At 67.1% G+C, this 25499-nt stretch carries 19 protein-coding genes and 1 tRNA gene; 6 read left to right on the plus strand and 14 right to left on the minus strand.

Annotated elements, in window-relative coordinates:
* Nucleotides 1–3: 3 nt before the first annotated feature.
* From nrfD to selD, 4 genes are all read right to left on the minus strand, one after another.
* Nucleotides 4–1023, minus strand: a complete 1020-nt coding sequence (gene nrfD, locus HCA61_RS08515; protein ID WP_169687721.1) for an NrfD/PsrC family molybdoenzyme membrane anchor subunit — start codon at nt 1021–1023, stop codon at nt 4–6.
* Nucleotides 1020–1934: a 4Fe-4S dicluster domain-containing protein gene (locus tag HCA61_RS08520; RefSeq protein ID WP_169687722.1), complete on the minus strand. Its 915-nt coding sequence runs from the start codon at nt 1932–1934 to the stop codon at nt 1020–1022. Before HCA61_RS08520 ends, nrfD begins: the two co-directional genes overlap by 4 nt.
* The gene (gene fdh, locus HCA61_RS08525) at nt 1931–5257 is read right to left on the minus strand and encodes a formate dehydrogenase (RefSeq protein WP_240959041.1); all 3327 of its coding nucleotides are present in this window, start codon (nt 5255–5257) and stop codon (nt 1931–1933) included. Before fdh ends, HCA61_RS08520 begins: the two co-directional genes overlap by 4 nt.
* A 110-nt stretch (nt 5258–5367) precedes the next feature.
* On the minus strand, nt 5368–6387 hold the full coding sequence (gene selD / locus HCA61_RS08535) for a selenide, water dikinase SelD (protein WP_169687725.1): 1020 nt from the start codon (nt 6385–6387) through the stop codon (nt 5368–5370).
* A gap of 57 nt (nt 6388–6444) precedes the next feature.
* Here selD and HCA61_RS08540 point away from each other — a divergent pair.
* The 3 genes from HCA61_RS08540 to selB all read left to right on the plus strand — a co-directional run bounded on the left by HCA61_RS08540 (nt 6445) and on the right by selB (nt 9618).
* Nucleotides 6445–6536 (plus strand) — tRNA-Sec (locus HCA61_RS08540).
* 35 nt (nt 6537–6571) lie between these two features.
* Complete coding sequence (gene selA, locus HCA61_RS08545; protein WP_169687726.1) at nt 6572–7876, plus strand: L-seryl-tRNA(Sec) selenium transferase; 1305 nt, start codon at nt 6572–6574, stop codon at nt 7874–7876.
* Nucleotides 7876–9618: a selenocysteine-specific translation elongation factor gene (gene selB / locus HCA61_RS08550; RefSeq protein ID WP_169687727.1), complete on the plus strand. Its 1743-nt coding sequence runs from the start codon at nt 7876–7878 to the stop codon at nt 9616–9618. The genes selA and selB overlap by 1 nt, the downstream gene beginning before the upstream one ends.
* Before the next feature lie 52 nt (nt 9619–9670).
* Here the strand turns inward: selB and HCA61_RS08555 are convergent, their stop codons facing one another.
* Nucleotides 9671–11755, minus strand: a complete 2085-nt coding sequence (locus tag HCA61_RS08555; protein ID WP_169687728.1) for an ABC transporter permease — start codon at nt 11753–11755, stop codon at nt 9671–9673.
* A gap of 144 nt (nt 11756–11899) precedes the next feature.
* On the opposite strand from HCA61_RS08555, the gene HCA61_RS08560 reads away from it, so the two are divergent.
* Nucleotides 11900–12562 (plus strand): TetR family transcriptional regulator, encoded by a 663-nt coding sequence (locus tag HCA61_RS08560; protein WP_169687729.1) that lies wholly within the window; start codon nt 11900–11902, stop codon nt 12560–12562.
* 24 nt (nt 12563–12586) lie between these two features.
* On the opposite strand, the gene HCA61_RS08565 is transcribed toward HCA61_RS08560, so the two are convergent.
* From HCA61_RS08565 to mca, 3 genes are read right to left on the minus strand one after another with little or no spacing between them, the layout of a single operon-like run.
* A complete protein-coding gene (locus HCA61_RS08565) occupies nt 12587–14578 on the minus strand; it encodes a thioredoxin domain-containing protein (protein ID WP_169687730.1) in 1992 nt (663 codons plus the stop codon).
* A 19-nt stretch (nt 14579–14597) separates the two neighbouring features.
* Entirely contained in the window at nt 14598–14912 is a 315-nt protein-coding gene (locus HCA61_RS08570) for a hypothetical protein (RefSeq protein ID WP_240959042.1), read from the minus strand.
* Nucleotides 14909–15787, minus strand: a complete 879-nt coding sequence (gene mca / locus HCA61_RS08575) for a mycothiol conjugate amidase Mca (RefSeq protein WP_169687731.1) — start codon at nt 15785–15787, stop codon at nt 14909–14911. Before mca ends, HCA61_RS08570 begins: the two co-directional genes overlap by 4 nt.
* Before the next feature lie 160 nt (nt 15788–15947).
* Here mca and HCA61_RS08580 point away from each other — a divergent pair, with 160 nt between their 5' ends.
* Entirely contained in the window at nt 15948–16376 is a 429-nt protein-coding gene (locus tag HCA61_RS08580) for a DUF4307 domain-containing protein (RefSeq protein ID WP_169687732.1), read from the plus strand.
* 226 nt (nt 16377–16602) lie between these two features.
* Entirely contained in the window at nt 16603–17097 is a 495-nt protein-coding gene (greA, locus tag HCA61_RS08585; protein WP_169687985.1) for a transcription elongation factor GreA, read from the plus strand.
* Between the two features lie 19 nt (nt 17098–17116).
* Here the strand turns inward: greA and HCA61_RS08590 are convergent, their stop codons facing one another.
* From HCA61_RS08590 to HCA61_RS08615, 6 genes are all read right to left on the minus strand, one after another.
* Nucleotides 17117–18460, minus strand: a complete 1344-nt coding sequence (locus tag HCA61_RS08590) for an NlpC/P60 family protein (RefSeq protein ID WP_169687733.1) — start codon at nt 18458–18460, stop codon at nt 17117–17119.
* A 147-nt stretch (nt 18461–18607) separates the two neighbouring features.
* Nucleotides 18608–20533, minus strand: coding sequence for an SEC-C domain-containing protein (locus tag HCA61_RS26790; protein ID WP_169687734.1), 1926 nt, complete (start codon nt 20531–20533; stop codon nt 18608–18610).
* Between the two features lie 66 nt (nt 20534–20599).
* Nucleotides 20600–21823, minus strand: coding sequence for a threonine ammonia-lyase (ilvA, locus tag HCA61_RS08600; protein ID WP_169687735.1), 1224 nt, complete (start codon nt 21821–21823; stop codon nt 20600–20602).
* A gap of 72 nt (nt 21824–21895) precedes the next feature.
* On the minus strand, nt 21896–23047 hold the full coding sequence (locus tag HCA61_RS08605) for a cystathionine gamma-synthase (protein WP_169687736.1): 1152 nt from the start codon (nt 23045–23047) through the stop codon (nt 21896–21898).
* A 15-nt stretch (nt 23048–23062) separates the two neighbouring features.
* Complete coding sequence (locus HCA61_RS08610; RefSeq protein ID WP_169687737.1) at nt 23063–24448, minus strand: cystathionine beta-synthase; 1386 nt, start codon at nt 24446–24448, stop codon at nt 23063–23065.
* A 98-nt stretch (nt 24449–24546) separates the two neighbouring features.
* Complete coding sequence (locus tag HCA61_RS08615; RefSeq protein WP_169687738.1) at nt 24547–25398, minus strand: Bax inhibitor-1/YccA family protein; 852 nt, start codon at nt 25396–25398, stop codon at nt 24547–24549.
* Nucleotides 25399–25499 lie beyond the last annotated feature (101 nt).

A 25499-nucleotide genomic window follows, 5' to 3' on the forward strand; every position in this document is an offset into this window, starting at 1 on the left:
TCCTCAACCCCGGTAGCGCACCGGCTCCCCGCGATCGACCCGTTCACGCTGCGGAACGACGGTGTACTTCGGGTCTTTCGCCGAGGCGATACCCGCCTCGTAGACGCCGAGGCGAGTGCACAGCGAGCCCGCCATGAGTGCGGCACCGGACACCATCGACAACACTCGGCTGCGACGCCCGGCGAATGCTCCGATGGCACCCAGCGCCGTCAGGGCCTTGCTGACCCTCATGAACTGTCCGGTCCTGCCCCGATGAAGTGTCTCGGCGGGCAGACCCATCGATTGTTCCATCCGATGTTCTGTTGCGAGCTCGACGAACGCGCCGCCGACTGCGAACGCGCGCGCAGGACCGGCCTCGTCGACGGGCGCGCCCAGGAGACCGAGACCGCCGGACGCCGCGGCAGCCGACCCACAGAACACGAAGGGAAGCTCCTTGTAGGCCGAATGCCAGGCCGGGGTGGCGGTGTCGGAGAGCAGCACTCCCGTGTAGGAAGCCACCGGTGCTGCGGTCAGGGCCCCCGCAATCCCGGCGGGCCGACCGAGGGCGAGCAGTAGCCGGACCGGACCCCGCTTCCAGCCGTCGGGCAACATTCCGGCCACTTCCGCCGCCGCGGCGATACCCGCGAACGGACCGTGCAGAGACAGGATCCAGGTACCGACCGACATCGGCGACGTCGGCTTCACGACCCGCAGCATGTTGAGGAAACGGCTCGGCCTGCCCAGGTCGCGAACGAGGGCGCCGACACTGACGAGCAGGGACACGAGCGACCCCAACCGGGCGACGCGACGCAGTGCAGGGCGACCGGTCAGGTCCGCGCCCGCGGCGAGCAGAGAAGATCCGGCCGCCACGCCACCGGTGAACAGGTAGACAGCGATGTCGTGCTCCCACGGCGCGGGCTTCACGATGGGGCGCCCGTAATAGGACTCGAAGTCGGCTTCCGGCACCATCACCCGGTCGCCGCCCCGAGCGCCACCCGACCGATGGGGATTGCCCGGACTGCCGCCGTGCTGCACCTGGGTCATCCGCGCCTCCTCAGGAACGACACGGCAGCACCCGCCAGCATCGCGACCGCCGCGACGGCGGCCCGACCCCACATCTCCGGTAGGTCCTTGGTGGTCACCACCGGGTCCGGAGGCAGTCCGTAGACCTCCGGCTCGTCGAGCAGCAGGAAGAAGGCGCCGGTTCCGCCGACCCCATCCTCCGGATCGTTGCCGTAGAGACGTGCCTCCGATACCCCCCGCTCGTGCAACAACGCCAGTCGCTCGTCGGCCCGCGCACGCAACTCCTCGACGTCGCCGAACTGGATCGACTCGGTGGGGCAGGCCTGCGCACACGAGGGTGTCTGGCCGTCGGTGAGCCGGTCGTAGCAGAGCGTGCACTTCTGGGCGATTCCGACCTTCGGGTCGTCCTCCGGTCCCTTGCGACGGTCGATGACACCGTACGGACAGGCGGCCACGCAGTAGCCGCAGCCGTTGCAGATCTCGTCCTGCACGACCACGGTGCCGAACTCGCTTCGGAACAGGGAACCGGTGGGGCAGACGTCGAGACAGGCCGCGTGGGTGCAGTGCTTGCACACGTCCGAGGACATCAGCCACTGGAAGTCGGGTTTCTCCTCATCCGGCCGATCACTCGGTGCCGCACCGACGGAGGGCATGCCCAACGACACCGCGGCCGGCTTCTCCACCGGGCGTTCGATGAAGGCGACGTGCCGCCACTGATTGGCGTTGAGCGAGTGGCTGTTGTCGTAGGAGGTGCCCAGCATCTGAAACAGGTTCTCGGGGACGTCGTTCCATTCCTTGCATGCGACCTCGCAGGCCTTGCATCCGATGCACACGCTCGTGTCGGTGAAGAAGCCCTTCCGTGGCGGCGAATCCTCGTACCCGGCATCGGGTGCCGGGTCGAGCGGTCCGAAGAGACTGTTGCGGCCGATCACTCGTCGTCCTCCTCCTCTTGGGTACCTGTGTCTTCCGAGGCGGTGACAATGTCGTCCGAGACGGTGACGATGGGTGGGTACTCGGCGTCGGTTACCCCGGCCCTGCTCGTGTACTCCTCGACGTACTGTCGCATCGCCGCTCCGGTCGGGCGCCGTCCTGGCTGGACATCGCACGTACCGACCTTGGATTCTTGAATGAGCACGTTCGGGTCGAGCGTGATGCCGAACAGGTCGTTGGCGGAATCACCCTTGACCAGGCCGCCGCTGCCCCAGTGGTAGGGCATCCAGACCTGGTGGACGGTACGTCCTTCGACCTTCAGCGGCCGCAGTCGCTCCGTCACCAGTACCCGGCCCTCGACCACCGAACGTGCGGTGACGACGTGGCACCACCCCATGTGCTCGAGGCCACGCTCGGCTGCCAGTGCAGGCGAGACCTCTACGAACATCTCCGGTTGAAGCTCGGCGAGATGTTCGAGGTACCGGCTCATCCCGCCCGCGGTGTGGTGCTCGGTGAGCCGACTGGTCGTGAACACGAACGGGAAGACGTCGACGTGCTCCTCGGGCGGGGCGGGGTTCATCGGGTTGTCGTCGCGGCGGTACTCGACGCGCGTCGGGTTGGCCTGCTGCCCGTAGAGCTGGTTCCGGAACGGCGACTCCACAGGTTCGTAGTGGGTCGGCATCGGGCCGTCGACCAGTCCCTGCGGTGCGTAGAGGGCGCCCTTGCCGTCGCCCTGCATGATGAACGGATCGATTCCCTCGATCGCCTCGACACCGTCGGCACCCGCCGGCGCGCGGTAGCTCGGCGGCTTGGTCTTCTCGAAGTCGGGCACGTCCTCGCCGGTCCACTGTTGCGCGTCGGCGTCCCACCACACATAGGCCTTGCGTTCGCTCCACGGTCTGCCCTCGGGATCGGCGGACGCCCGGTTGTAGAGGATGCGACGGTTCATCGGCCACGCCCAACCCCACTCCGGAGCCACGAACGACTGCTCGTGACGGGACTTGCGGCGGTTGGCCTGGTTGACGCCGTCGGCATAGACACCGGTGTAGATCCAGCAGCCACCCAGGGTGGAGCCGTCGTCCTTCATCTCGGTGAACGACGACAGCGGCCGGCGCGTCGCCACGTCGTAGCCGTTGATCTCCATCAGCACGGCTTCGGCGCTGGGCTCGTCGTGCTCGCCGTGCACTGGATAATCCCATGCCAGGTCGAGCAGCGGCCGGTCGCGCTCGTCGGTCGACTCGGCCAGACGCTCCCGCATCATGCGGCCGAGGTGGTAGAAGAACCACAGTTCCGAGCGGCAGTCCTCCGGTGGTTCGACGGCCTTCTCCCGCCACTGCAGCATCCGCTGGGTCTGCGTGAAGGTGCCTTCCTTCTCGGCGTAGGAGGCCGCCGGGAAGAGGAACACCTCGGTGGGGCACTCCTCGGTCACGATCTCCCCGGTCTCGATTTCCGGGGAGTCCTTCCAGAAGTTGGCGCTCTCGATCTCGAACAGGTCGCGCACGACGAGCCAGTCGAGGTTCGCCATCCCGAGCCGCTGGGCGCGCCCGTGGGCGGAGCCGACGGCCGGGTTCTGCCCGAGGAGGAAGTAGCCCTTGACCTTTCCGTCGATCATGTCGAGCACCGAACGATAGGTGCCGTGGTCGCCGGTGATCTTCGGCATGTAGTCGAAGCAGTAGTCGTTGTCGGCGGTCGCCGCGTCGCCCCAGTAGGCCTTGAGCAGGTTCACCGCGTAGGCGTCGGCCTTCGACCAGAAACCCTTGCTGCCCGGGTTGCGCACGCTGTCGACCCAGTCCGTGAACGAATGGTGCTTGTTCGCGTCGGGCATCGGCAGGTAGCCGGGCAACAGGTTGAACAGTGTCGGAATGTCGGTCGAGCCCTGGATGCTGGCGTGACCACGCAGCGCCATGATGCCTCCGCCGGGGCGGCCCATGTTGCCGAGCAGCAACTGCAGGATCGCGCCGGTGCGGATGTACTGCACGCCCACACTGTGCTGGGTCCAGCCCACGCTGTAGACGAGCGCCGTCGTCCGCTCCCGGCCGGAGTTCTCGGTCCACGCGCGGCAGACGTCGAGGAAGTCCTCCTGCGAGACGCCGCACACCTGCTCGACGACCTCGGGCGTATAGCGCGCGAAGTGTCGCTTGAGCACCTGGTACACGCAACGCGGATGCTGCAGGGTCTCGTCGCGCTTCGGGTGACCCGAGATCTGGATGCCGTGCGCCTCGTGTTGCATACCCGCGGCGGTGGCCCGGTGCTTCGCGTGGTCCCCGGAGTTCTCGGCCTGGGAGTCGTGCAGATCTCCCGGCTCGTCCTCGACGTCGTATTGCCAGCTCGTCGGATCGTAGGTACGCGTCTCGGGGTCGAAGCCCGAGAAGAGCCCGTCGAGGTCGTCGGTGTCCTCGAACTTGTCGCTGACGAGCATCGCCGCGTTGGTGTAATTGACGACGTATTCGCGGAAGTCCAGCTCGTTGCTCAAGACATAGTTGATGACGCCACCGAGGAAGGCGATGTCGCTGCCGACCCGGATGGGCACATGCTTGTCCGCCACTGCGCTGGTGCGTGTGAAGCGCGGATCGACGTGGATGATGCGGGCACCGCGCATCTGGGCCTCCACGACCCACTGGAAGCCCACGGGGTGGGCCTCGGCCATGTTGGAGCCCTGAATGACGATGCAGTCAGCGTTGGCCAGGTCGGCTGTGTAGCCGGTGGCGCCGCCGCGCCCGAAGCTGGTCCCCAGACCGGGGACGGTGGCGGAGTGTCATATGCGGGCCTGATTCTCGACCTGGATCGCCCCCATCGCCGTGAACAGCTTCTTGATGAGGTAGTTCTCCTCGTTGTCCAGCGTCGCACCGCCGAGGCTTGCGATGCCCATCGTGCGCCGGACGCGGCGACCCTTCTCGTCGAGTTCCTGCCAGGTGTCGCGCCGGGTCTGCAACACACGGTCGACGACCATCTCCATGGCCGTGTCCAGGTCGAGGTCTTCCCATTCGGTGCCGTAGGGCCGGCGGTAGCGGACCTTGGTCTCACGCAGCTCGCTGGTGACGAGATTCTTGCTCGCCGAACCCTTCGGACAGAGCCGTCCACGGTTCACCGGGCTGTCGGGATTGCCCTCGATCTGGACGATCTTCTCGTCCTTGACGAAGATGTTCTGTCCGCAGCCGACTGCGCAATAGGGGCACACGCTGTGCGCCACCCGATCGGCGGTAGAGGTGCGTGGTTCGACCTCGTCGGTGCGCCGGGATCGAGCTGCCTTGCCACGTCCGAGCAGATCTCGGCCGAGAAGCTGGCGCAGGACGGGCCACGGAAGAGACGCGCCGTTCTCTGCCATGGGACCTCCTCCGCTGCACTATTGATCACGAATCCTATCGGCCGAGTGGGTTCCGCGCCGAGGAACCGCGTGCGATGCAGGTCGGCCGGGATGTCCCCTCGCGCGAGCCGTCAGCGCACCCGGATCGCGTGCGCGCCGGCCGGAACCACCTCGCCGATCACCGGGTGGCCCGGCAGCTCCCCGACGACCAGAAGACCGCCGGACGTCTGCGCGTCGGCGAGCAGGATCAGCTCGTCCTCGCCCAACTCGGAATCCACCTCGTCACGGACCCACTCGAGATTCCGGCGGCTCCCGCCCGGTACGAACCCCTCCGCGAGGGATTCCCTTGCCCCCGCGACATACGGCACGTTCGAGGCGTCGAGCACCGCGGTCGTGCCGCTGGCACGCATCATCTTCATCAGGTGTCCCAGCAAGCCGAAACCCGTCACGTCGGTGGCGGCACGGACCCCGGCCGCATGGGCGAGTTGCGCCGCGTCGCGGTTGAGAGTCGTCATCACCGCGACCGCTTCCTCGAACCGCTCGCCGGTGGCCTTGTGGCGGTTGTTGAGGATGCCGAGTCCGAGCGGTTTGGTCAGGGTGAGCGGCAGGCCCGGCGCGGCAGCATCATTGCGCAGCAGGCGGTCCGGGTCGCCCAGCCCGGTGACCGCGAGCCCGTACTTCGGCTCCCGATCGTCGATGCTGTGCCCGCCGGCGAGATGAGCACCGGCCTCGGCACACGCGTCGGCACCGCCCCGCATCACCTCGGCGGCCAGCTCGAAGGGAATGAGTTCCCGCGGCCAGCCGAGCAGGTTCACCGCGACGATCGGCGTGCCTCCCATCGCATAGACGTCGGACATGGCGTTGGTGGCGGCGATTCGTCCCCAGTCGTAGGGGTCGTCGACGACCGGGGTGAAGAAGTCGGCGGTCACGATCAGCGCTCGGCCGCTGCCGTCGGGTGCCGCGTCGATCCGGACCGCCGCACCGTCGTCTCCGTTTTCGACACCGACCAGCAGGTCGCCTCCGGCACGGCCGCCCTGCAGACCACCGAGCACCCGCTCGAGCTCACCCGGCGGAACCTTGCAAGCGCAGCCACCGCCCGCTGCGTACTGGGTGAGTCTGATGCCCTCGGGAAGGTGGACGTGTGTGGTCATGGGCCCAACATACGGGCGAGCCGTAACACGGGACTCGACTTCGGTTAGGGTGAGCGCGGAGGCGGTTCTCGTCTGGTGATGGACGCGGTCTTCAAAACCGTTGTGGCCCAGTATCTGGGTCAGGCGGGTTCGATTCCCGTCCGCCTCCGCCGGATTTCAGGTCAGCCGTGGGATGAGGAGGGGCGTGCCGGACCCGAGACGGGGCACCCCCCGCACCGACCAGATCCTCGCGGACCCGCGACTGCGTGAAGCCGTCGACCGGCTCGGCACCCGCCTGGTCAAGCAGACGGTGACCGCGGCCCAGCAGCGGTGCCGCGCCGGCGAGATCGAACCGGCCGCCGTCGCCGACGAAGCGGTCGCATCGTTGCCCGACGGGGCGACCACCCTGCGCCGCGTCGTCAACGCGACCGGGGTGGTGGTGCACACCAATCTCGGCCGCGCCCCGCTCTCCCGCGCGGCGGTGGACGCCGTGACCGCGGCGGCAGGCGCGACCGATGTCGAACTGGACCTGGCCACGGGTCGGCGCGGCCGGCGCGGGCGTGGCGCCCTCCAGGCCCTCGCAGAGCAGGTGCCCGACGCCGGAGGCGTCCACGTGGTGAACAACGGCGCAGCCGCGCTCGCACTGGTCGCCCGGGTGCTTGCGCGCGGTGGCCGCTCGATCGTGATCGCGCGGGGCGAGCTGGTCGAGATCGGCGACGGCTTCCGGATCCCGGAACTGCTGGAGTCCGTGGGCGCCAGGTTGCGGGAGGTCGGTACCACCAACCGGGTGCGTCTGAGCGACTATGCCGCGGCGGTCGACGACGACACCGCCTTCGTTCTCAAGGTGCATCCGTCGAACTTCACGGTCAGCGGCTTCACGTCGTCGGTGCCGGTCCGGGAGCTGGCGGGGTTGGGCCTGCCGGTGGTGGTCGACATCGGGTCGGGGCTGCTGGCCCCACATCCGCGTCTGCCGAACGAGCCGGACGCCGCCAGTGCGCTGCGCGCCGGAGCCGAACTCGTGACCGCCTCGGGCGACAAGTTGCTCGGAGGTCCGCAGGCCGGACTGCTGCTCGGCGAGTCGGGGCTGGTGGAGCGGCTTCGCCGCGACCCGTTCGCTCGTGCACTTCGCGTCGACAAGCTCACTTTGGCGGCGCTGGAGGCGACCCTGGCGGGGCCGACCCCTCCGGTGCCGGCCGCATTGGCCGTTCGGCCGGACGATCTCCGCACCCGGGCGCGGACGATCTGCGCCGGGCTCCCGGCCGAGTTGAAGCCGGAAGTGGTCGACTCCGACGGTGTTGTGGGAGGCGGCGGTGCCCCGGACGTCATCCTGCCCAGCGTCGCGATCGCCCTGCCCGAACGCCTCGCCGGCCCATTGCGACTCGGCGCGAAACCTGTCGTCGGACGAGTCGAGCGCGCCCGGCTGTTGCTCGACCTGCTGACGGTCGCTCCCGACGAGGACGCCGACCTGATCGACGCCGTAAGGTGCGCGGCCGGCCGCGAAGAACGCTGATGCACGTCATCGCGACCGCCGGCCACGTCGACCACGGGAAGTCCACGCTGGTCGAAGCGCTCACCGGCGCCGACCCCGATCGGCTCGCCGAGGAACGGCGGCGAGGGCTGACCATCGAGCTCGGCTACTGCTGGACGTCCTGGCCGGACGTGGGAGAGGTCGCTTTCGTCGACGTCCCCGGACACGAGCGCTTCCTGACGACGATGCTCGCCGGAGTGGGACCGGTCCCGGCCGTGTTGTTCGTGGTGGCCGCCGACGACCCGTGGATGCCGCAAGCGGCAGAACACCTCGCCGCGCTCGACGCTCTCGGAGTGCGGCACGCCGTCGTCGCGGTAACCCGCGCCGACCTCATCGATCCGGGTCCCGCTGTCGCGCGGGCCACCGCGGAAATTGCCCGCACCGGTTTGGCGGGGGCTCGCGTCGTCGCCGTGAGCGGCCACACCGGGATGGGGCTCGACGACCTCCGCTCGGCTTTGGTGGCGATGGTCGCCGAGCTGCCCGATCCGGATCCGGACGCCGACGTCCGGCTCTGGGTCGACCGCCGGTTCACCGTGCGAGGAGCGGGGACCGTCGTCACCGGGACGCTGCCCGCCGGGACGGTCCGCGTCGGAGACACACTCGCCGTCGGCGACACGCCTGTGCGGGTGCGCGGTGTCCAGGCGCTCGGTAGCGACGAGACAGCAGTGAGCGGCGTGGCCAGGGTCGCGCTCAATCTGAGCGGCCGGGTCGACGACGTGGTCCGGGGCAGTGTGCTCGTGACACCCGGCGCATGGCACCACACCTCCGTCGTGGACGTGCGGATCACCGGAACGGACCGGCCTCCGGTCGCTCCGGTGCTGCATATCGGGGCGGTGGATGTCGCAGTCCGGTGCCGCCCTCTCGGGGACGATCTCGTCAGGCTCACCCTCGACCGGGCGCTGCCTCTCCGCATCGGCGACCGCGCCCTGCTTCGCGACCCCGGACGCCGGATGATCTGGCGTGCCGACGTGCTCGATCCCGACCCGCCACGCCTCCGGCGACGCGGTGCCGCGGCACGCCGGGCCCGGCAGCTCGCGGGCGCAGACGGCACTGCGAGGCTGGCGGACGAACTCGCCCGCCGCGGACTTCTGCACCGAGAGCAGCTGCGTCGATTGGGCATCCCCGAGGAGGCCGGCGACCACCTGGCCATAGGACCGTGGCTCGTCGCACCCGCCCTCGCAAGAGCGGTCGCCGATCGGCTGCCCGCACTCGTCCAGCAGCATGCTCACGCGCATCCGCTGGATCCGGCCGTCCCGCTGACCGTTCTGGCGTCACAGCTGCGACTTCCGACTTCCGATGTGGTCCGGGCGCTGGTACGCCCACCCCTCCGCGTGGTCGGGGGCCGGGTCGCCGGACCTGCAACAGAGGTACTGCCGAGCAAGGTCCGGACGGCCGTCGACGTGGTACGCCGCGATCTCCTCGCGGCGCCGTTCGTCGCCCCGACAGCCGACCGGCTCCGCGAGCTCGGCCTGGACGACCGGGCTCTGGGAGCGGCCGACCGCAGCGGGCAACTGTGGCGGGTCGGCCCGGGGATCGTCCTGCTTCCCGACGCCGCCGACGCAGCCGTGACACTGCTTCGGGAGCTGGAGCAGCCGTTCACGACCAGTGCCGCGCGGGAGCGGCTGGGGACGACCCGACGTGTGGTGCTGCCGTTGCTCGATCAGCTCGACCGTGCAGGCCGCACACGGCGGCTCGCCGACGACCGTCGCGAGGTGGCCCGATAAGAGCCGAAACCCGCTGACCGGACCAGCACAGCGAATCGACGGGTGCGGGACGCTAGACCTCGGCCTCCTGCACGGGCTTACCAGCGCGAACCAGGTCGACCGCGATCACGCATACGAGCGAGACGACACCCCAGATCACGAACGTCACCAGGTGGCCGCCGACGTTGTCCGCACCGAAGTACATGATCGACCGGACCGACTCCACCGCCGCGGGCATCGGCAGGACGTCGTGCAGCACCCGGAAGATCTCCGGGCTCATGAAGATCGACATTGCGCCGTTCGACGCGGGCACACCCAGGAACATCAGGACTGCGACTGCCGGGACCACGGCGAGCATGCCGAACAACCTCGTGAGGAACGTGGCGAACATCGACGTCGTGAAGATCGCCAGCACTCCGGTACCGAACAGTTGCAGGAAGTGCCCGTCGACGGCGCCGGTGAGCGGAGCAGCAATCACCCACACGACCAGCGACATGAACACCGAGAAGCCTGCGGCGATCGGCAGCAGCGTCTTGAGCCGCATGGCCGCCGGAGCGGCACTGTTGCCCACGACGGCGAGCATGAAGCCCGACATGATCCAGCCCATCGCGACGTACATCGCGACCGTGCCCATGGTGTCGGACCCCGGCAGCGGGGCGATGTCCTCGATCGTCAGCGGGACCTGCTGGCCTGCGGCCACCTGCTCGAACGTCATCGACACGACCTGCTGCTGGCTCATCCCTGCCGACTGGTTCGCGATCAACGTCGCGGTGGGCGAATCGGCCGACGGCAGCACGTATGCCGAGACGACGCTGCGATCCTGCACGGCGGCACGCGCTTCGTCTACGGATGCCGACGCGGTGAACTCGAAGAGGCCGTCCATGTTCTGTTCGAGGCCTGCGACCGCCTGCTCTGCCACATCCTCGGTAGCGGCCACTACTGTCACGGGCATCTCACGGGGTGCCGGCTGGTACATCGCACCGAGCATGATCGAGAACATCATGACGACCATGGCGAGCGGGAAGGCTGCGAGCGTCACGTACCGGACCCAATTGCGTTGCGGGCGCGGTCCTGCAGTGAGTGAGGCGACCGTGATCTCAGGGTCGCCGGCATCCGGATTCCGCTTGCGTTTGATCGCGTCGATCCCGAATACCGCAGCGAGCGCAAGAATTGCACCGATCACCATCACGAGAATGTGAGAACCGAGCCCGACGCCGTCGAAATACAGGACGGAGCGGAGCGCTTCGCCGGTGGCCGCGGTGGGCAGGAACGAGTGCAAGTTCACGTACATCGAGGGCAGCGTGTAGATCGACATGCCCATGTTGGATGCGGGCACACCGAGCACCATGACGAAGAGCATGCCGACGAGCACCGCCATCGGACCGAAGATCCGGGTGAGGAAGAACTGCACCGACCCCACCGCGAACACTGCGAGCCAGGAGATTCCGAGAACCGCTGCGGTGTGCCCCTCGACGGCGCCGAGCACCGGATCGGCGACGAACCACACGAGGGCGGCAATCAGCGCGGACCAGCCGGCCAGCAGAGGGATCGCGCGTCGCTTTCGGAGCAGCTCGGGCGAGTTCGACAGCGTGATGCTCCACGGCATGTACCCGGCGAGCATCAGACCGGTCGCCATGAACATCGCCGCCAGACCGGCGGTGTCGTGGTCGGGCAGCGGTGCCAGGTCCTCGGTGACGAGGTCGAGACCCTGGCCGATCACGTGGGGAGCCACCAGGCCGGTGACCGTGGACGACTGGGATGCTCCTGCCGCTCCGGCGGTGTACAGCGTGGCGGAGCCGGTGTCCGACAACGAGACGGCGCCTGCAACTTCACGGTCGAAAACAAGATCGCGGGCCTGTTCGTCGCTCGTAACGATGCGCACGTCGACGGCATCGGGGTCGGCATCCTCGAGCGACCGAGCGAACTGTTCCACCTGCTGGCTCGTACCGGCAACGGCGATGGGCATGTTGTTCGGAGCCGGGGCGTGCATCGCGAAGAGGTACCCGGTGATCATCATCCCGACCATCAGGAAGGGCATGACGAAGATCGCGACTACACGTCCGATCTGTTCTTTGCGTGCACGAGCAAGGTCGGCTTCTGCAGCCTCGTCATCGCCCGGCGGACCGCTGACAGATTGCTCGAGGAAGGTTGTGGACATCTGCAATACTCCTCGAATAATTACGTTGAGTGACTTAAAAATGCTACGCTAGGTGTCTTAAATCCCCCAAGCTGCAAGACTGGTGACGTTCGTCCCACATACCGCGGGGACCATCGATCGACACAGGAAGTGACGGAAGCGGACATGGGCAGCTACGGCGATCGAGTTCGGCAGACCCTGCTCGACTCCGCTGAAGAACTCTTCGCCGAACACGGCATCGACGCAGTGTCGAACCGGCGCATCGCGGAACACGCAGGCAACTCCAACCACTCCGCAGTCAACTACCACTTCGGCGGACGCGACGAACTCATCCGCGCCATGCTGCATCGGTTCTCCGAAGACACCCACGCCCGACGACGCGAGCTCGTCTCGATGCTCGCCCCGGAATCCGGCCTACGAGATCTCTTGAGCTGCCTGATCGTTCCGTTCACCGACCAGCTCGCATCGATGCCTGTCCCAGGTTGGCGTGCAAGATTCCTCCGCCAGATGCGAAGCGTTCCGTCGGTCACCGAGACCGTGGCCGGCGCCATCACGGCCGATCCGGTCGTGGACGATCTCATCCAGCGCGTGCGTGCGCTACTCACCGAGATCCCGCCTTCGGTCCTCACCGGCCGATCCTGGATTCTCGGTCGCATCGTCACCGATCTCTGTGCCGACTACGAGGCGCGCCTCGAGTCCGAGAAGACCCCGCCCAACTGGACTGGCTTCGCCAATTTCCTCATCGACGCGTGCGCGGGACTACTCGAGGCACCGGTGACCAGTGAGGGCGATTTCCTCGGAGCACGCAGCTCTCTGGTGTGGCCCTAGCGTCTGGTGCTGCCGCGAACCCGGTCAGCGGGCCAGCGCTTCGCGTAACGCGGACACCGAACCGACCGGCCGGTCACACACGAACCCTCGGCAGACATAGGCGGCGGGCTCTCCGTCGACGAGGGGGCGGTCGCGCAGAAGTGGAGACGAGTCCGGCTCGCCGCCGACCACGATCGATCCACCCGGGGCCTCCCGTCGCGCGGCCCGGAGCAGCTCACCCTCGCCGGCCACTGCCACCTGGATCGGACCACGCACCGCGGCCTCGGCGACAGTGAGCCAATGTCCGGCCGAGCGCGGAGCGCGGTCGAGCAGCAGCGACGCATCACTCAACGACGCGTGTGCGGCCTCCGCGTAGCGGTCCCCGTCGTCGACCACCGCGGCCAGGGAAAGCATCGCCTCGGTGATCAGCGAGGCACCGGACGGTGTCGCGCCGTCGACGGGATCGCGCGGCCGCGTCACGAGCTGTTGGGCGTCGTGAGCGGTATCGAACCAGCTGCCCGGCCTGTCCGGATCGGCGAAGTAGGTCAGCGCGGCGTCGGCCGACTGCCGGGCAGGGTCGAGCCACCGCACCTCACCGGTGGCCTGATACAACGCGAGAAGAGCGGTGATCAAGGCGCCGTGGTCTTCGAGCACACCGGCGGGCGCTCCCACCGACCCGCCGAGCGATGCGCGCCGGAGGCGGCCGTCGACCAGATGCAGATTCAGTAGCCCACGCGCACAGTCTGCGGCAGCGTCCACCCAGTCCGGCCTTCCCAACGCAAGGCCCGCCTCGACGAGACCGGTGATCGCCAAGGCGTTCCATGCGGTGACCACCTTGTCGTCGCGACCCGGCTGCGGCCTGACCGACCGCGCCCTGAACAGACGCACACGAACCGAATCCGTACGAACCTGATCGTCCGGATCGGCAGGTAGCTGCAGGACTGACGTCCCGGCTTCGAACATCCCGGTGTCGGTGACGGCGAACACTTCCGCTGCCCACGCTCCGTCCTCGTCGCCGAGAACGTCGACAAGTTGCTGCGGCGTCCACACATAGGTCAGGCCTTCGACGCCGTCGGTATCGGCGTCGAGGGCGGACGCGAAACACCCCTCTTCGGTACGGAGATCGCGGAGCAGGAAGCCGGCGATGCCCTTCGTGACACGGCGCGGCAGAGCCGCATCGGTGATCCGAGCCAGGTGCGCATACACGCGCAGAAGCATCGCGTTGTCGTAGAGCATTTTCTCGAAATGCGGCACGACCCAACCGGTATCGACGCTGTAGCGGGCGAATCCGCCGCCGAGCTGGTCGTGGATGCCTCCGCGCGCCATGGCTTCGGCGGTGCGTTCGACGAGCCGCAGCGTCGCTGCGTCCCTCGTGCGTTCGTATCCGCGGAGCAAGCCCTCCAACAGGTTCGACGGCGGGAACTTCGGTGCACCACCGAAACCGCCGTGAACCTTGTCCTCGTCCGACGCGACCGTCGCCGCAGCCGCGTCGAGAAGCTCCGGGCCGACCATCCGGGTGCCCGGCGGCAGCCCGCCACTACTGCGCTGGAGTTCGGCAACGATCGCCGCAGCAGCCTTCGCAACGTCGTCGCGGCGGTTTCGCCACGTGTCAGTGATCGCACCGAGCAACTGGACGAACGACGGCATCCCACCCCGCGGCATTTTCGGGTAGTAGGTGCCGCAGTAGAACGGCTCCCCGCCGGGGGTGAGGAAGCAGGTCATGGGCCATCCACCCTGCCCCGTCATCGCAACCGTTGCGTTCATGTACACCGCGTCGATGTCGGGACGTTCCTCCCGATCGACCTTGATGCACACGAAATGCTCGTTCATCAGCGCAGCGGTGTGGTCGTCCTCGAACGACTCGTGCGCCATGACGTGACACCAGTGACACGCGGCGTAGCCGACGGACAGAAGGATCGGCACATCCCGGTCGCGGGCCTCGGCGAGCGCGTCGCCGCCCCATTCCTGCCAGTGCACGGGATTGTCCGCGTGCTGACGGAGGTATGGGCTGAGAGACTCGGCAAGCCTGTTCGCCATCCCCTCACGCTACGTGCGATCAGCTCGTCTCGGGGGTGCTGTGTCCCGTCTTGTTCGCCTTGTCCGTCTCTGCAGAAGCCTCGTCCGTCTTCGTCGTTTTCGCAGCGGCGGCGCCGCGGTCGGTGCCTTCGTCTGCCGCCTGGTCTGCCTCTGGGCTGTCCGTATCGAAACTTTCGGGAAGGTTGCTCAGCCGCTTGTTCATATTCCAGATGAGCAGGGCGATGGCCACGAGCAGTACCAGCACAAGTGCCAACCCGACCGGCGATGCCTTACCGAACTCGGGGCCGGTGGGTTCCTGTGCGAGAACCTCGATTGCCAGCGTGCCTAACGTCATCTCACCTGTCCGTCCTCGATACCCGCGAAAAGATCCGACTCGGGGATCGTCGTGGTGACGCGGGTCTTTGCCAACTCGAACTCTTCGGTCGGCCACACCTTCTGCTGGATGTCCAGCGGAACCGCGAAGAACGACCCGTTCGGATCGATCTGGGTGGCGTGTGCCCGAAGCGCGTCGTCGCGGTTCGGGAAGTAGTCACCACAGGTTATCTGCGTGGTGACCCGTGCCATGAGGTCGCCCTGCTCAGTGCGCCACCGGCTGAGCCACTCCTCCATCGGGAACGGTTCGCCTCGGCGTTCGTACTCGTCGCGGAACAGTTCGATGCGCTTGCGGATGAAGCCGTGCGAGTAGTAGACCTTCTTCACTTCCCACGGCTCGCCGAGTTCGGGATGGTAGTTCGGATCTGCCGCCGCCTCGTATGCCGCCATCGACACCTCGTGGCAACGGATGTGATCGGGGTGCGGATAGCCGCCGTTCTCGTCGTACGTGGTCATGACGTGCGGGCGGAACTCTCGTATGACCTCGACGAGCTTGCGGGTGGGCTCGTCGAGTGGCACCACCGCGAAGCACCCGTCGGGCAGCGGCGGCTTGGGATCACCCTCAGGAAGGCCGGAGTCGATGAAACCGAGCCAGCGATGCTGCACGCCGAGATGACGCGCTGCCGTCGCCATCTCCTCGCGACGAACCTCGGGCATACGATCCCGGATACCGGGCACGTCCATCGCAGGATTGAGGATGTCTCCTCGTTCGCCACCGGTGAGGGTCACGACGAGCACGTCGTTCCCCTCTGCCGCGTAGCGGGCCGTCGTGGCGGCACCCTTGCTCGACTCGTCATCGGGATGGGCATGCACGGCCATGAGCCGTAGTCCGCTCACGTGTTTCCTCCACCTCACCGTCGTGTACATCTCGGGACCGGGCGGCGACCGCCGGTGCGGGCCGTCCGAATCCCTCCCCTATAGTTCCACCTGAGCGCTCCTCCGTCAGCCGTGGCCCCACGGGAGCACCCGAACTTCGACCCGGGCCTGAAAGAAAATGATGACCGATACTGCAGAACAACCCCGACGCAGCGCGAGATACCCGTCGAAGACACGGACGACTCGCGGCAAGAAGTGGGGCTTCACCGCCCTCGGCGTCCTCGCTGGAATCGGGCTCGGATTCGTGATGTACCAGCAGTTCGGACCTGCCGAGATCGAATACGAAGTGGTGGCGTTCAACGTCGTCGACGACGACACCCTCGATATCAAGCTGTCGGTCACGCGACAGGACCCGTCGCAGGAGGCTGTGTGCATCGTCCGTGCGCGATCGCGGGACGGCAGCGAAACCGGACGACGTGAAGTCCTCATCCCGGCGTCGGACTCATCGACGGTGGTTCTGGAGTCGACGGTCAAGACGTCACAGCGCCCCGGCATGGGCGACGGCTACGGCTGCAGCTTCAACGTTCCGGAATACCTCCGCGCACCCTGATCTGATGCCGTTACGCTGCGCTTTCCGCGCGTAATCCAGATCTGATGCTAGAATAGGCCGATACACGGTTCCACCCATTGGGGCCGTGTATTGCTGCATTAGAGACAGTACGACCCCGTTCGCCACATTCCAGGGGGGAACGACGCGGGTCGTGCTGTTGCGGTCGTTGCGTATGCACGACTTGTCCACGGAGCCGGGGGCTCCAACCCGAAGGAAGTGATCGATGATGACCGAGACCCAGGTGACATGGCTGACACAGGAGTCCCACGACCGCCTCAAGGCGGAACTGGACCAGCTCATCGCCAATCGTCCCGTCATCGCGGCCGAGATCAACGAGCGGCGTGAAGAAGGTGACCTCAAGGAAAACGGTGGTTACCACGCCGCCCGCGAAGAACAGGGTCAGCAGGAAGCACGCATCCGTCAGCTGCAGGAGCTGCTGAGCGCCGCGAAGGTCGGCGTCGCACCTACGCAGTCCGGTGTCGCGCTGCCCGGCTCGGTCGTCACGGTGTACTACGACGGCGACGAATCCGACAAGGAAACGTTCCTCATCGCGACCCGCGAAGAGGGCGCGCGCAACAGCGAGCTCGAGACCTACTCGCCCAGCTCCCCGCTCGGCAATGCCCTCATCGAGGCCAAGGTCGGCGAGACACGTGAGTACGCGCTGCCCAACGGCAAGACGATGAAGGTGACGCTGGTTTCCGCAGAGCCGTACCACGGCTGATTCCGACGTTCACGCAGCGTCAGATGATCCGACGCGCCTTCATGTCGGGGAACACCGTGCCGACACGCACCACGTCACCGGTGGTCGGGGCGTGCACCATCTGGCCGCCGCCGATGTAGATCGCGACGTGGCCCGGGCCGCCGGCCTGCCAGTTGCCGAACAGGAGGTCGCCCGGGCGGGCGAGCTCGAGCGGAATCTCGGTGCCCACGTGCCACTGGGTTTCCGAGGTGCGGGGCAGGGTGATGCCGGTCGCAGCGTGCACCGCGTACGACGTCAGGCCCGAGCAGTCGAAACCGCCCCCGGACGGGCCGTGGATGTTGCCTCCACCCCAGACGTACGGCAGACCCAAAAACTTGAAGGCGAGATCGACCACACGGTTGCCGACGTCGCTCGTACCACCCAGACCGAGGCCGAAGAACGGCGACAGCAGTCGGGAGAACGCTGCCTCGGTGGCACGGATCTTCGCGACATACGGCTTGGTCTGGTTCTCGTAGTCGGGCGACCCGGATGGCATGCCGCCCGACCGACGGACGGCACCCGCACCCGCGTTGTAGGCCGCGAGCGTGAGATCCAACGTGTTGCCCTCGACGAGTCCGCGCTTCTTCCAATCGTCGATCTGCTTGTAGTTGTCGCACAGCAGGTTGCCGGAGGCCATGACGGGGTCGGCGATACCGAGGATGTCGATCTTGCCGTCCCCGTCGGCGTCCTTGCCGTACTCGCGCCACGTGCCGGGCATGAACTGTCCCGGCCCCTTCGCGCCCACGGGAGACACGGGCGCGGTAGCTCCGAACCGGAAGCCGTTCTCTGCCGAGTACAAAGCTGCGAGGACCGGCGCGGTGATCCCGTCGCAGATTTCCCCGGCTTTGCGCAGCCACGGGGCGAACACCGCGATCGCACCGATGGGCGCCAGACCTGTGCCGGGCAGGATCGCCGGGATCGAGGGCAGGGTGACGCCACCGATCGTGGCAGTGGGTTGCGGGCCGAGTACCGGCGCCTGTGGCACCGGCGCGATTCCGAACGCGCTCGGTCGCGGGGCAGGGGCCGCCGGTGCGATCGGAGATTCCGGTGGGGGTTCCTGCGGCCGGAGCGCCTCGATCGCCTCCTCAGGCAGGTGTGGCTCGATGGCCGCCGCGACCGAGTCGGTGGTGTCGGCGACCACCTGCTGGGCCTGTCCCTGTACCTGCTCGGGTAGCGACGCGACGAAGTCCTCGACCTGCTTGTCGGTGTCCGGTGCCCCCGCCTCGAACGACTCGATCGCTTGTGTGACTTGATCTTTTACTTCTGCTGGTACGTCCGCTCCTTGAACGAGCGCACTCGCTGCCGTGGCCACTGCCACGATGACCGCAGACGGGTCTACCGACATCCGCAACCCCCATCCATCCTGAACGACCCCAACCGTACTTGTGATGACGGTCACGAGCACGGCTTCCGCTTCTTGATATCACATATATTTAGGAACACGTTCTAGTTGAGTGGCGGGTGGGATCAGTGTGACTGGAGGTACTCGCTGTTATCCGTCTGTTGCCTGCGAGGAGAGGGAGGGATCGGTCAGTAACTCCACGATGACGACACCGGCGTACTCGTCGGCGCGCTCCCCGTCGTCATCGACCAACCCGAGGATCGCGTCGCACTGCTCCTGAGTCACCGGTGTGGCAGACCCCAGAATTCGCCACGTGTCGGCGACCGGTACGACTCGCGCGCACAACAGCATGCCGACGGGAACGTCCTCGCCCACCTCCGGTGCGGTCAGGTTCCGCCGCTCACCCGAACGCAGATCGCGCAGCGTCAGACCCTCCCCCGCCCGGACAGCCTCGACCTCGTGCACCGACCGCTCCACCGGCAGCCATTGCGCAAGAAGTTCACGTTCGTCGTCGGGCAGCAGATGCCCACGCACCTGCGCGAACTCGGCCAGCCCTCCGCCTTCACCGAGCATGACGTCGTCGAGCAGCGGATCGGACAGAGCCTCGAACAGGTCGTCGTCGTTGTCGCTGTAGCCGCTGCGTGCCTCCGCAAGGGCGAAGCGATGGTCTCGCCACGAGACCTGCGTCATCTGCATGCAGGCTTTGAAATACAGCCAGGGCGCGCGATCCGCCAGCGGGTACTCGACCTTGCCGAGATGACATGCCTTGTACTTGCGACCCGAACCACACCAGCACCGATCGTTGCGACCCAGATCGGGGCGCTCGACGGGCTGGAAGGCCTCCAACACCGAATACAGCGGATGATCCGGACCGCCACGAGACCTGCCCAGTAGCGACAGCGCCCGGACCGCGTCCCCACTGTCGGAAACGTACCGGGCGAGGTCCTCGAGCGCCGGATCGAACTCCGAATCCAGATCCGTCGAACGCTCGAAGTGGCGAGCCGCCTCGTCGACGCGCGCATCGGTTTCTGCCGCCTTGCCCGCCATCCAGAACGCCGACGCGTCGACCTTCCGCGGTCCGTGGTCCTTCATCCACAACGCCGCCCATTCGATCGCCTTCGGATCGATCGCCTGCTCGAGGAGTTCATCGAGAACCGTCGACGCGACATCGGGGTCGGCCAACACTGCGAACAACCCGGATTTGCCCTCCGAGAACCGCGGCTCGAGATCGTGGTCGTCCCCGGAATCGATCGCATCGACCAGCGACGCGAACAACACGACCCCCGGCACCGCCTCGACCGGTATCCCGACCTGCTCGGCATAGGAATCGACTGCGCTCTGCGCGAGATACCCGGCGAAATCGAACCCGGGCGGTGCAACAAGACCGCCCGACACCTCGAGCCCCCCCGCCTGGACCTGTTCCGACAACGGAAGGGTCGGAACGGTGAACGACGTGGGCGTCTCCACCATCACGGCGTACACCGACGCTTCGAGATACGCCGGGTCGCCGGACGCGAGCGCCTCCCCCAGCACCGCGGTCAATTCGGGCACGACATCGACCTCGGTGGTGGCCGGTGCGATCGTCAATCCCGTCTCCGACACGGTTGCGGCCACGAGGTCCCCGGCCGACAACTCGGCGAACGCACCGCGGGGAAACACGAGCGCTTCATGACCGAACGGTGCGAGATCGGTGATGCCGCGATCGTCGAGCCGCTCGGGTTCGTGCTCGATCTCGACGAGGTCGTATCCTTCGTCGCCGGTCACGAACACAAGCAGGGGGTAGATCTCGTCGATGGGAAGCACAGCCGAAGCCACCTCGGCTTCGGTGAGCCGATGTGTCAGGATACGGCCGCCGAGAAGCGCGTCGAATGCGGCGTATCGGCCGTCGCTCAGGTAGGCCAACATCGGATGCTCGGGCAGTTCGTCGACGGGCAGGTCCAGGTCCTCGGCATCGTGGCCCGACGCGAGTCGCTCTCCTATCTCGTCGAGCGTGAGCGGGCCGTGCTCCCGGAGCAGAGTGAGCACAGCGGCGATCAGTGCGTCATCTGCGGCGAGGTCGTAGTCGAAGTCGGTCACGGATGCGATCGTACGGGCAGGCAGGCGCACCGATGCCCGACACTCGAGCACGTTGCATCGCCGCAACTACTCGAGCCTCACCACGTACCCGGCGTCGCGCAGCGCATCGAGCACCTCACTGCGGTGTTGCGCACCACGGGTTTCCATCGTCAGTGCGACCTGCACCTCGTCCAGCGCGAGTTGTCCCGCCGTGCGCGAATGTACGACGTCGACGACGCTGGCGTCGGAATCTCCGACAACGCTCAGCAATCCGACGAGAGCACCGGGCCGATCCGGGATCGACACGCGCACAGCAAGATACCGGCCTGCCGCTCGCAGACCATGTCCGATCACATGAGTCAGAACGAGCGGGTCGATGTTGCCACCGGTGAGGATCGCGGCCACCGGGCCGTCGAACTCCAGTCCCGCGGTGGACAGCGCAGCGACCGCAGCAGCTCCCGCAGGCTCGACGATCAGCTTGGACCGCTCCATGCACAGCACCAACGCCCGGGCGAGGGCGTCGTCGCTGACAGTAACGACGCGCTCGACGTAGTCCTGCACGAGCGGAAACGGTACGGACCCAGGCATTCCCACAGCGATACCGTCGGCGACGGTCGCGAGCGTCTCGGCTCGTTCGGGACGTCCCGCCAGCAACGAACCCGGCCACGCCGCCGCGCCCTCGGCCTGAACACCGATCACCCGAACCTCCGGCCGGACGGAAGCGAGTGCCGCTGCGACTCCGGCCAGCAGACCGCCACCACCGGTCGGGACCACCACTGCGCTCACATCGGGAAGTTGCGCAGCGATCTCGAGTCCGACGGTGCCTTGCCCGGCCACGACATCCTCGTGGTCGTACGGGTGGATGAACACCGCGCCCGTCTCCGCCGCGAACTCCTGCGCCGCCACCAGCGCGTCGTCGATCGTGTGGCCGGCGAAGTGGACGTCGGCGCCGTAGGCACGGGTCGCGGCGACCTTCGGCAGGGCCGCACCGACCGGCATGAACACCGTCGAAGCGATGCCGAGCCCGGTCGCCGCCCACGCGACTCCCTGCGCATGATTGCCCGCACTCGCCGCAACGACACCGCGCGCCCGCTCGTCCGCCGCGAGTCGCGCGATGCGGTAGTACGCACCACGCGGTTTGAACGAGCCGGTGTGCTGCAGGTTTTCGCATTTGAACCACACCGGGACGCCGGTGCGCTCGGAGAGCACCCGTGAAGGCAGCACCGGGGTTCGTCGTATGACGGGGGCGAGTGCATCCTCGGCTGCACGGATCTCCGGTTCTCCTATGCGCACCTGATCGAATGCACCCATCGCCTCAGCGTAGGGGACTCGAACGCGCGAGGAGGCGCCCCAGGCGGGCGCCTCCTCGCGTGTCGCCGGGACTTATCCCAGAGCCTGCTCGATATCGGCCAGCAGATCCGCGACATCCTCGATGCCGACGGAGAGCCGCACGAGGTCGTCCGGCACCTCGAGCGCCGAGCCCGCCGTCGACGCGTGCGTCATGGCACCCGGGTGCTCGATCAGCGACTCGACGCCGCCGAGCGACTCGGCGAGGGTGAATATCTCCGTGCGCTTGCAGAAGTCGAGCGCAGCCTGCCGTCCCCCGGCCAGACGCACCGAGATCATGCCGCCGAATCGACGCATCTGCTTGGCAGCAGCCTCATGACCGGGATGCGACTCGAGACCGGGATACAGCACCGACGTGACCGCCTTGTGCCCGGAGAGCGCATCGACGATCTTCTCGGCGTTGTCGCTGTGCCGCTCCATCCGCACCGCGAGGGTCTTGATACCGCGCAGCGTGAGGAAGGCGTCGAACGGCCCGGGCACCGCACCCGCGCCGTTCTGCAGGAACGCGAATGCGGTGTCGAGTTCCTCGTCGTTCGCCACGAGCGCTCCCCCGACGACGTCGGAGTGACCACCGATGTACTTGGTGGTCGAGTGCAGCACGACGTCGGCGCCGAGCGACAGCGGCTGCTGCAGGTACGGCGACGCGAACGTGTTGTCGACGACGAGTTTTGCGCCGCCGGTATGTGCGATGTCGGCGAGCGCAGCGATGTCGCCGATGTTGAGCAGCGGGTTGGTGGGGGTTTCGACCCACACGAGTTTGGTGTTCGGTCGCAGGGCCGCGCGCACCTCGTCGAGATCGTTGACCGCGGCGGGCGTGTACTCGATGCCCCACTGCGTGAAGACCTTGTCGATGAGCCGGAACGTGCCACCGTAGGCGTCATTGGGGATGACGAGGTGGTCGCCGGGCCGCAGCGCCGAACGCAGCAGGCAGTCGGTGGCCGCCATACCCGAACCGAATGCGCGACCGTAGGCGCCGCCTTCGAGCGCTGCGAGATTCGCTTCGAGGGGGCGGCGAGTGGGGTTGCCGGTCCGCGCGTATTCGAAGCCGTTGCGCATTTCACCGACGCCGTCTTGAGCGAACGTCGACGACGCATAGATCGGCACGTTGACCGCGCCGGTCTGAGGGTCGGGCTCGAAGCCTGCATGGATAGCGCGTGTGGCGAAACCGTGCTGTGTGTTGTCCGTCATTGTGAAATCGGTGTCCTATCGGCCTTCGGAGATGAAACCAAGCAGATCGTGGCGGGTGATGACGCCGACAGGTTTGCCGTCGTCGATCACCATGAGCGCATCGGTGTCGCCGAACGCCTTCGTCGCGGAAGCGATCGACTCACCGACACCGATATTGGGCAGCGGCGGGCTCATGTGCTTCTCGACGGAGTCGGCGAGGTTCGCGCGTCCTTCGAAGACGGCGCTGAGCAGTTCTCGTTCGCTGACCGAACCGGCGACCTCGCCCGCGGTGACGGGTGGTTCGGCACCGACGACGGGCATCTGCGAGACGCCGTACTCGCGGAGGATCTCGATTGCGTCGCGCACAGTTTCGGAGGGGTGAGTGTGCACGAGCGCGGGCAGGTCGCCGGACTTGCCGCGTAGCACGTCGCCGACTGTGGAGTCGTCGGGCTTGCCGTCGAGCGGAGCGCGCAGGAAGCCGTACGACGCCATCCACTTGTCGTTGAAGATCTTCGACAGGTATCCGCGCCCACCGTCGGGCAGCAGCACCACGACGACGGCCTCGGGGCCTTCACGCTCGGCAACCTCGAGCGCCGCGACCATCGCCATCCCGCACGAACCGCCGACGAGCAGACCTTCCTCGCGCGCGAGGCGACGGGTCATCTCGAACGAGTCGGCGTCGGAAACGGCAATGATCTCGTCAGGGATGGCCGGGTCGTACGCGGCGGGCCAGAAGTCCTCGCCGACGCCTTCGACGAGGTACGGGCGGCCGGTGCCACCGGAGTACACGGAACCTTCGGGATCGGCGCCGATGACCTTGACCTTGCCGCCCGACACCTCCTTGAGGTAGCGGCCGGTGCCGCTGATGGTGCCGCCGGTGCCGACGCCCGCGACGAAGTGGGTGATCTTGCCGTCGGTGTCGTTCCAGATCTCGGGGCCAGTGGTCTCGTAGTGACTCTCGGGACCACCCGGGTTGGCGTACTGGTTCGGCTTCCAGCCGCCGGGCAGTTCGCGGGCGAGCCGGTCGGAAACGGTGTAGTAGCTGTCAGGGTGCTCCGGCGGCACCGCGGTCGGGCACACCACCACTTCGGCACCGTAGGCCTTGAGCACGTTGCGCTTGTCCTCGCTGACCTTGTCGGGGCAGACGAACACGCACTTGTATCCGCGCTGCTGGGCGACGAGAGCCAGACCGATCCCGGTGTTTCCGGAGGTCGGTTCGACGATCGTGCCGCCCGGCTTCAGTTCGCCCGAGGCCTCGGCCGCGTCGATCATCTTGACGGCGATGCGGTCTTTCGAGCTACCGCCGGGGTTGAGGTACTCGATCTTCGCTGCCACCAGCGCCGATCCAGGTTTGACCACCGAGTTGAGTTTGACCAGGGGGGTATTTCCGATGAGGTCGACAACAGAATCCGCGATGCGCATACCACCATGTTCTCAGACATCGGTTGTCGAGGGCCTCTCGGCCATACGACAGCGGCCGGACCACCGCATAGGTGGTCCGGCCGCTGTGCGGCTGAAGACTAGTCGCTCTGGAAGTAGCTGAGCAGTCGAAGGATCTCGACGTACAGCCAGACCAGGGTGACGGTGAGACCGAAGGCCACGCCCCACGCAGCCTTCTCCGGCGCCTGGGCGCGGATCAGCTGGTCAGCGGCGTCGAAGTCCAGCAGGAAGCTGAACGCGGCGATGCCGATGCACACGAGGCTGAAGATGATGGCGAGAGCGCCACCGTCGCGCAGGCCGAGCCCGCCGTCGATGAAGAAGCTCGCGACCAGGTTGCCGAGTGCGAGAACCAGGACACCGACCAGTGCGCCGACGATCATGCGGGTCAGCCGCGGCGTGACGCGGATCGCGCCTGTGCGGTAGACGACGAGCATGCCGAAGAACACGCCGAACGTGCCGAGGACCGCCTGAGCGATCAGCGTCGAACCGCCGGCGCCACCGAAGGTGATGTCGGTGAACATGAACGACAGCGCGCCGAGGAAGAAGCCTTCTGCGACCGCGTAGGCCAGGACGATGGCCGGGTTGTCCATCTTCCGGCCGAATGTGGCGACGAGGACGAGGACGAGACCGATCAGGCCGCCGCCGACCACAAAGGGCAGAGCCAGGCCGGTATTGGAATTGACCAGTACGTACGAGATCAGCGCCGTGACGGCGAGCACGCCGAGCGTGATGCCGGTCTTGGTGACGACGTCGTCGATGGTCATGGACCGCTGATCTGTGGGACGCGCCCACGGATCGGCAGGCGCGTATTGCGGCTGTCCGAATTGCTGGGTTACCTGAGCGGCGCCCGCTGTAGCAGAGCCGAATGAGGCGTATCCGCCGCCCTCTTGCTTGGGCAGGTTGCGGAACACCGGATTGCTGGTGGTGCGCACCGTGCACTTCCCTTCTGATGGTTCGCTTCTGTCCGTTGAACCTGGTTGTCCATTGAACGAGGCAGCCGCGACGAAAGTTCCCACCGCGGAGCGGACCGTCT

Origin of the sequence: Rhodococcus sp. HNM0563, from assembly GCF_012726195.1 — a bacterium.
GTDB lineage: Bacteria > Actinomycetota > Actinomycetes > Mycobacteriales > Mycobacteriaceae > Rhodococcus.

Excerpts from the sequence above, each read along its gene's own strand:
- nrfD (WP_169687721.1), bottom strand. The coding sequence starts at position 1,023 with ATGACCCAGGTGCAGCACGGCGGCAGTCCGGGCAATCCCCATCGGTCG.
- selD (WP_169687725.1), bottom strand. The coding sequence starts at position 6,387 with ATGACCACACACGTCCACCTTCCCGAGGGCATCAGACTCACCCAGTAC.
- selB (WP_169687727.1), top strand. The coding sequence starts at position 7,876 with ATGCACGTCATCGCGACCGCCGGCCACGTCGACCACGGGAAGTCCACG.
- HCA61_RS08555 (WP_169687728.1), bottom strand. The coding sequence starts at position 11,755 with ATGTCCACAACCTTCCTCGAGCAATCTGTCAGCGGTCCGCCGGGCGAT.
- HCA61_RS08560 (WP_169687729.1), top strand. The coding sequence starts at position 11,900 with ATGGGCAGCTACGGCGATCGAGTTCGGCAGACCCTGCTCGACTCCGCT.
- HCA61_RS08565 (WP_169687730.1), bottom strand. The coding sequence starts at position 14,578 with ATGGCGAACAGGCTTGCCGAGTCTCTCAGCCCATACCTCCGTCAGCAC.
- HCA61_RS08570 (WP_240959042.1), bottom strand. The coding sequence starts at position 14,912 with ATGACGTTAGGCACGCTGGCAATCGAGGTTCTCGCACAGGAACCCACC.
- HCA61_RS08580 (WP_169687732.1), top strand. The coding sequence starts at position 15,948 with ATGACCGATACTGCAGAACAACCCCGACGCAGCGCGAGATACCCGTCG.
- greA (WP_169687985.1), top strand. The coding sequence starts at position 16,603 with ATGACCGAGACCCAGGTGACATGGCTGACACAGGAGTCCCACGACCGC.
- HCA61_RS08590 (WP_169687733.1), bottom strand. The coding sequence starts at position 18,460 with ATGTCGGTAGACCCGTCTGCGGTCATCGTGGCAGTGGCCACGGCAGCG.
- ilvA (WP_169687735.1), bottom strand. The coding sequence starts at position 21,823 with ATGGGTGCATTCGATCAGGTGCGCATAGGAGAACCGGAGATCCGTGCA.
- HCA61_RS08605 (WP_169687736.1), bottom strand. The coding sequence starts at position 23,047 with ATGACGGACAACACACAGCACGGTTTCGCCACACGCGCTATCCATGCA.
- HCA61_RS08610 (WP_169687737.1), bottom strand. The coding sequence starts at position 24,448 with ATGCGCATCGCGGATTCTGTTGTCGACCTCATCGGAAATACCCCCCTG.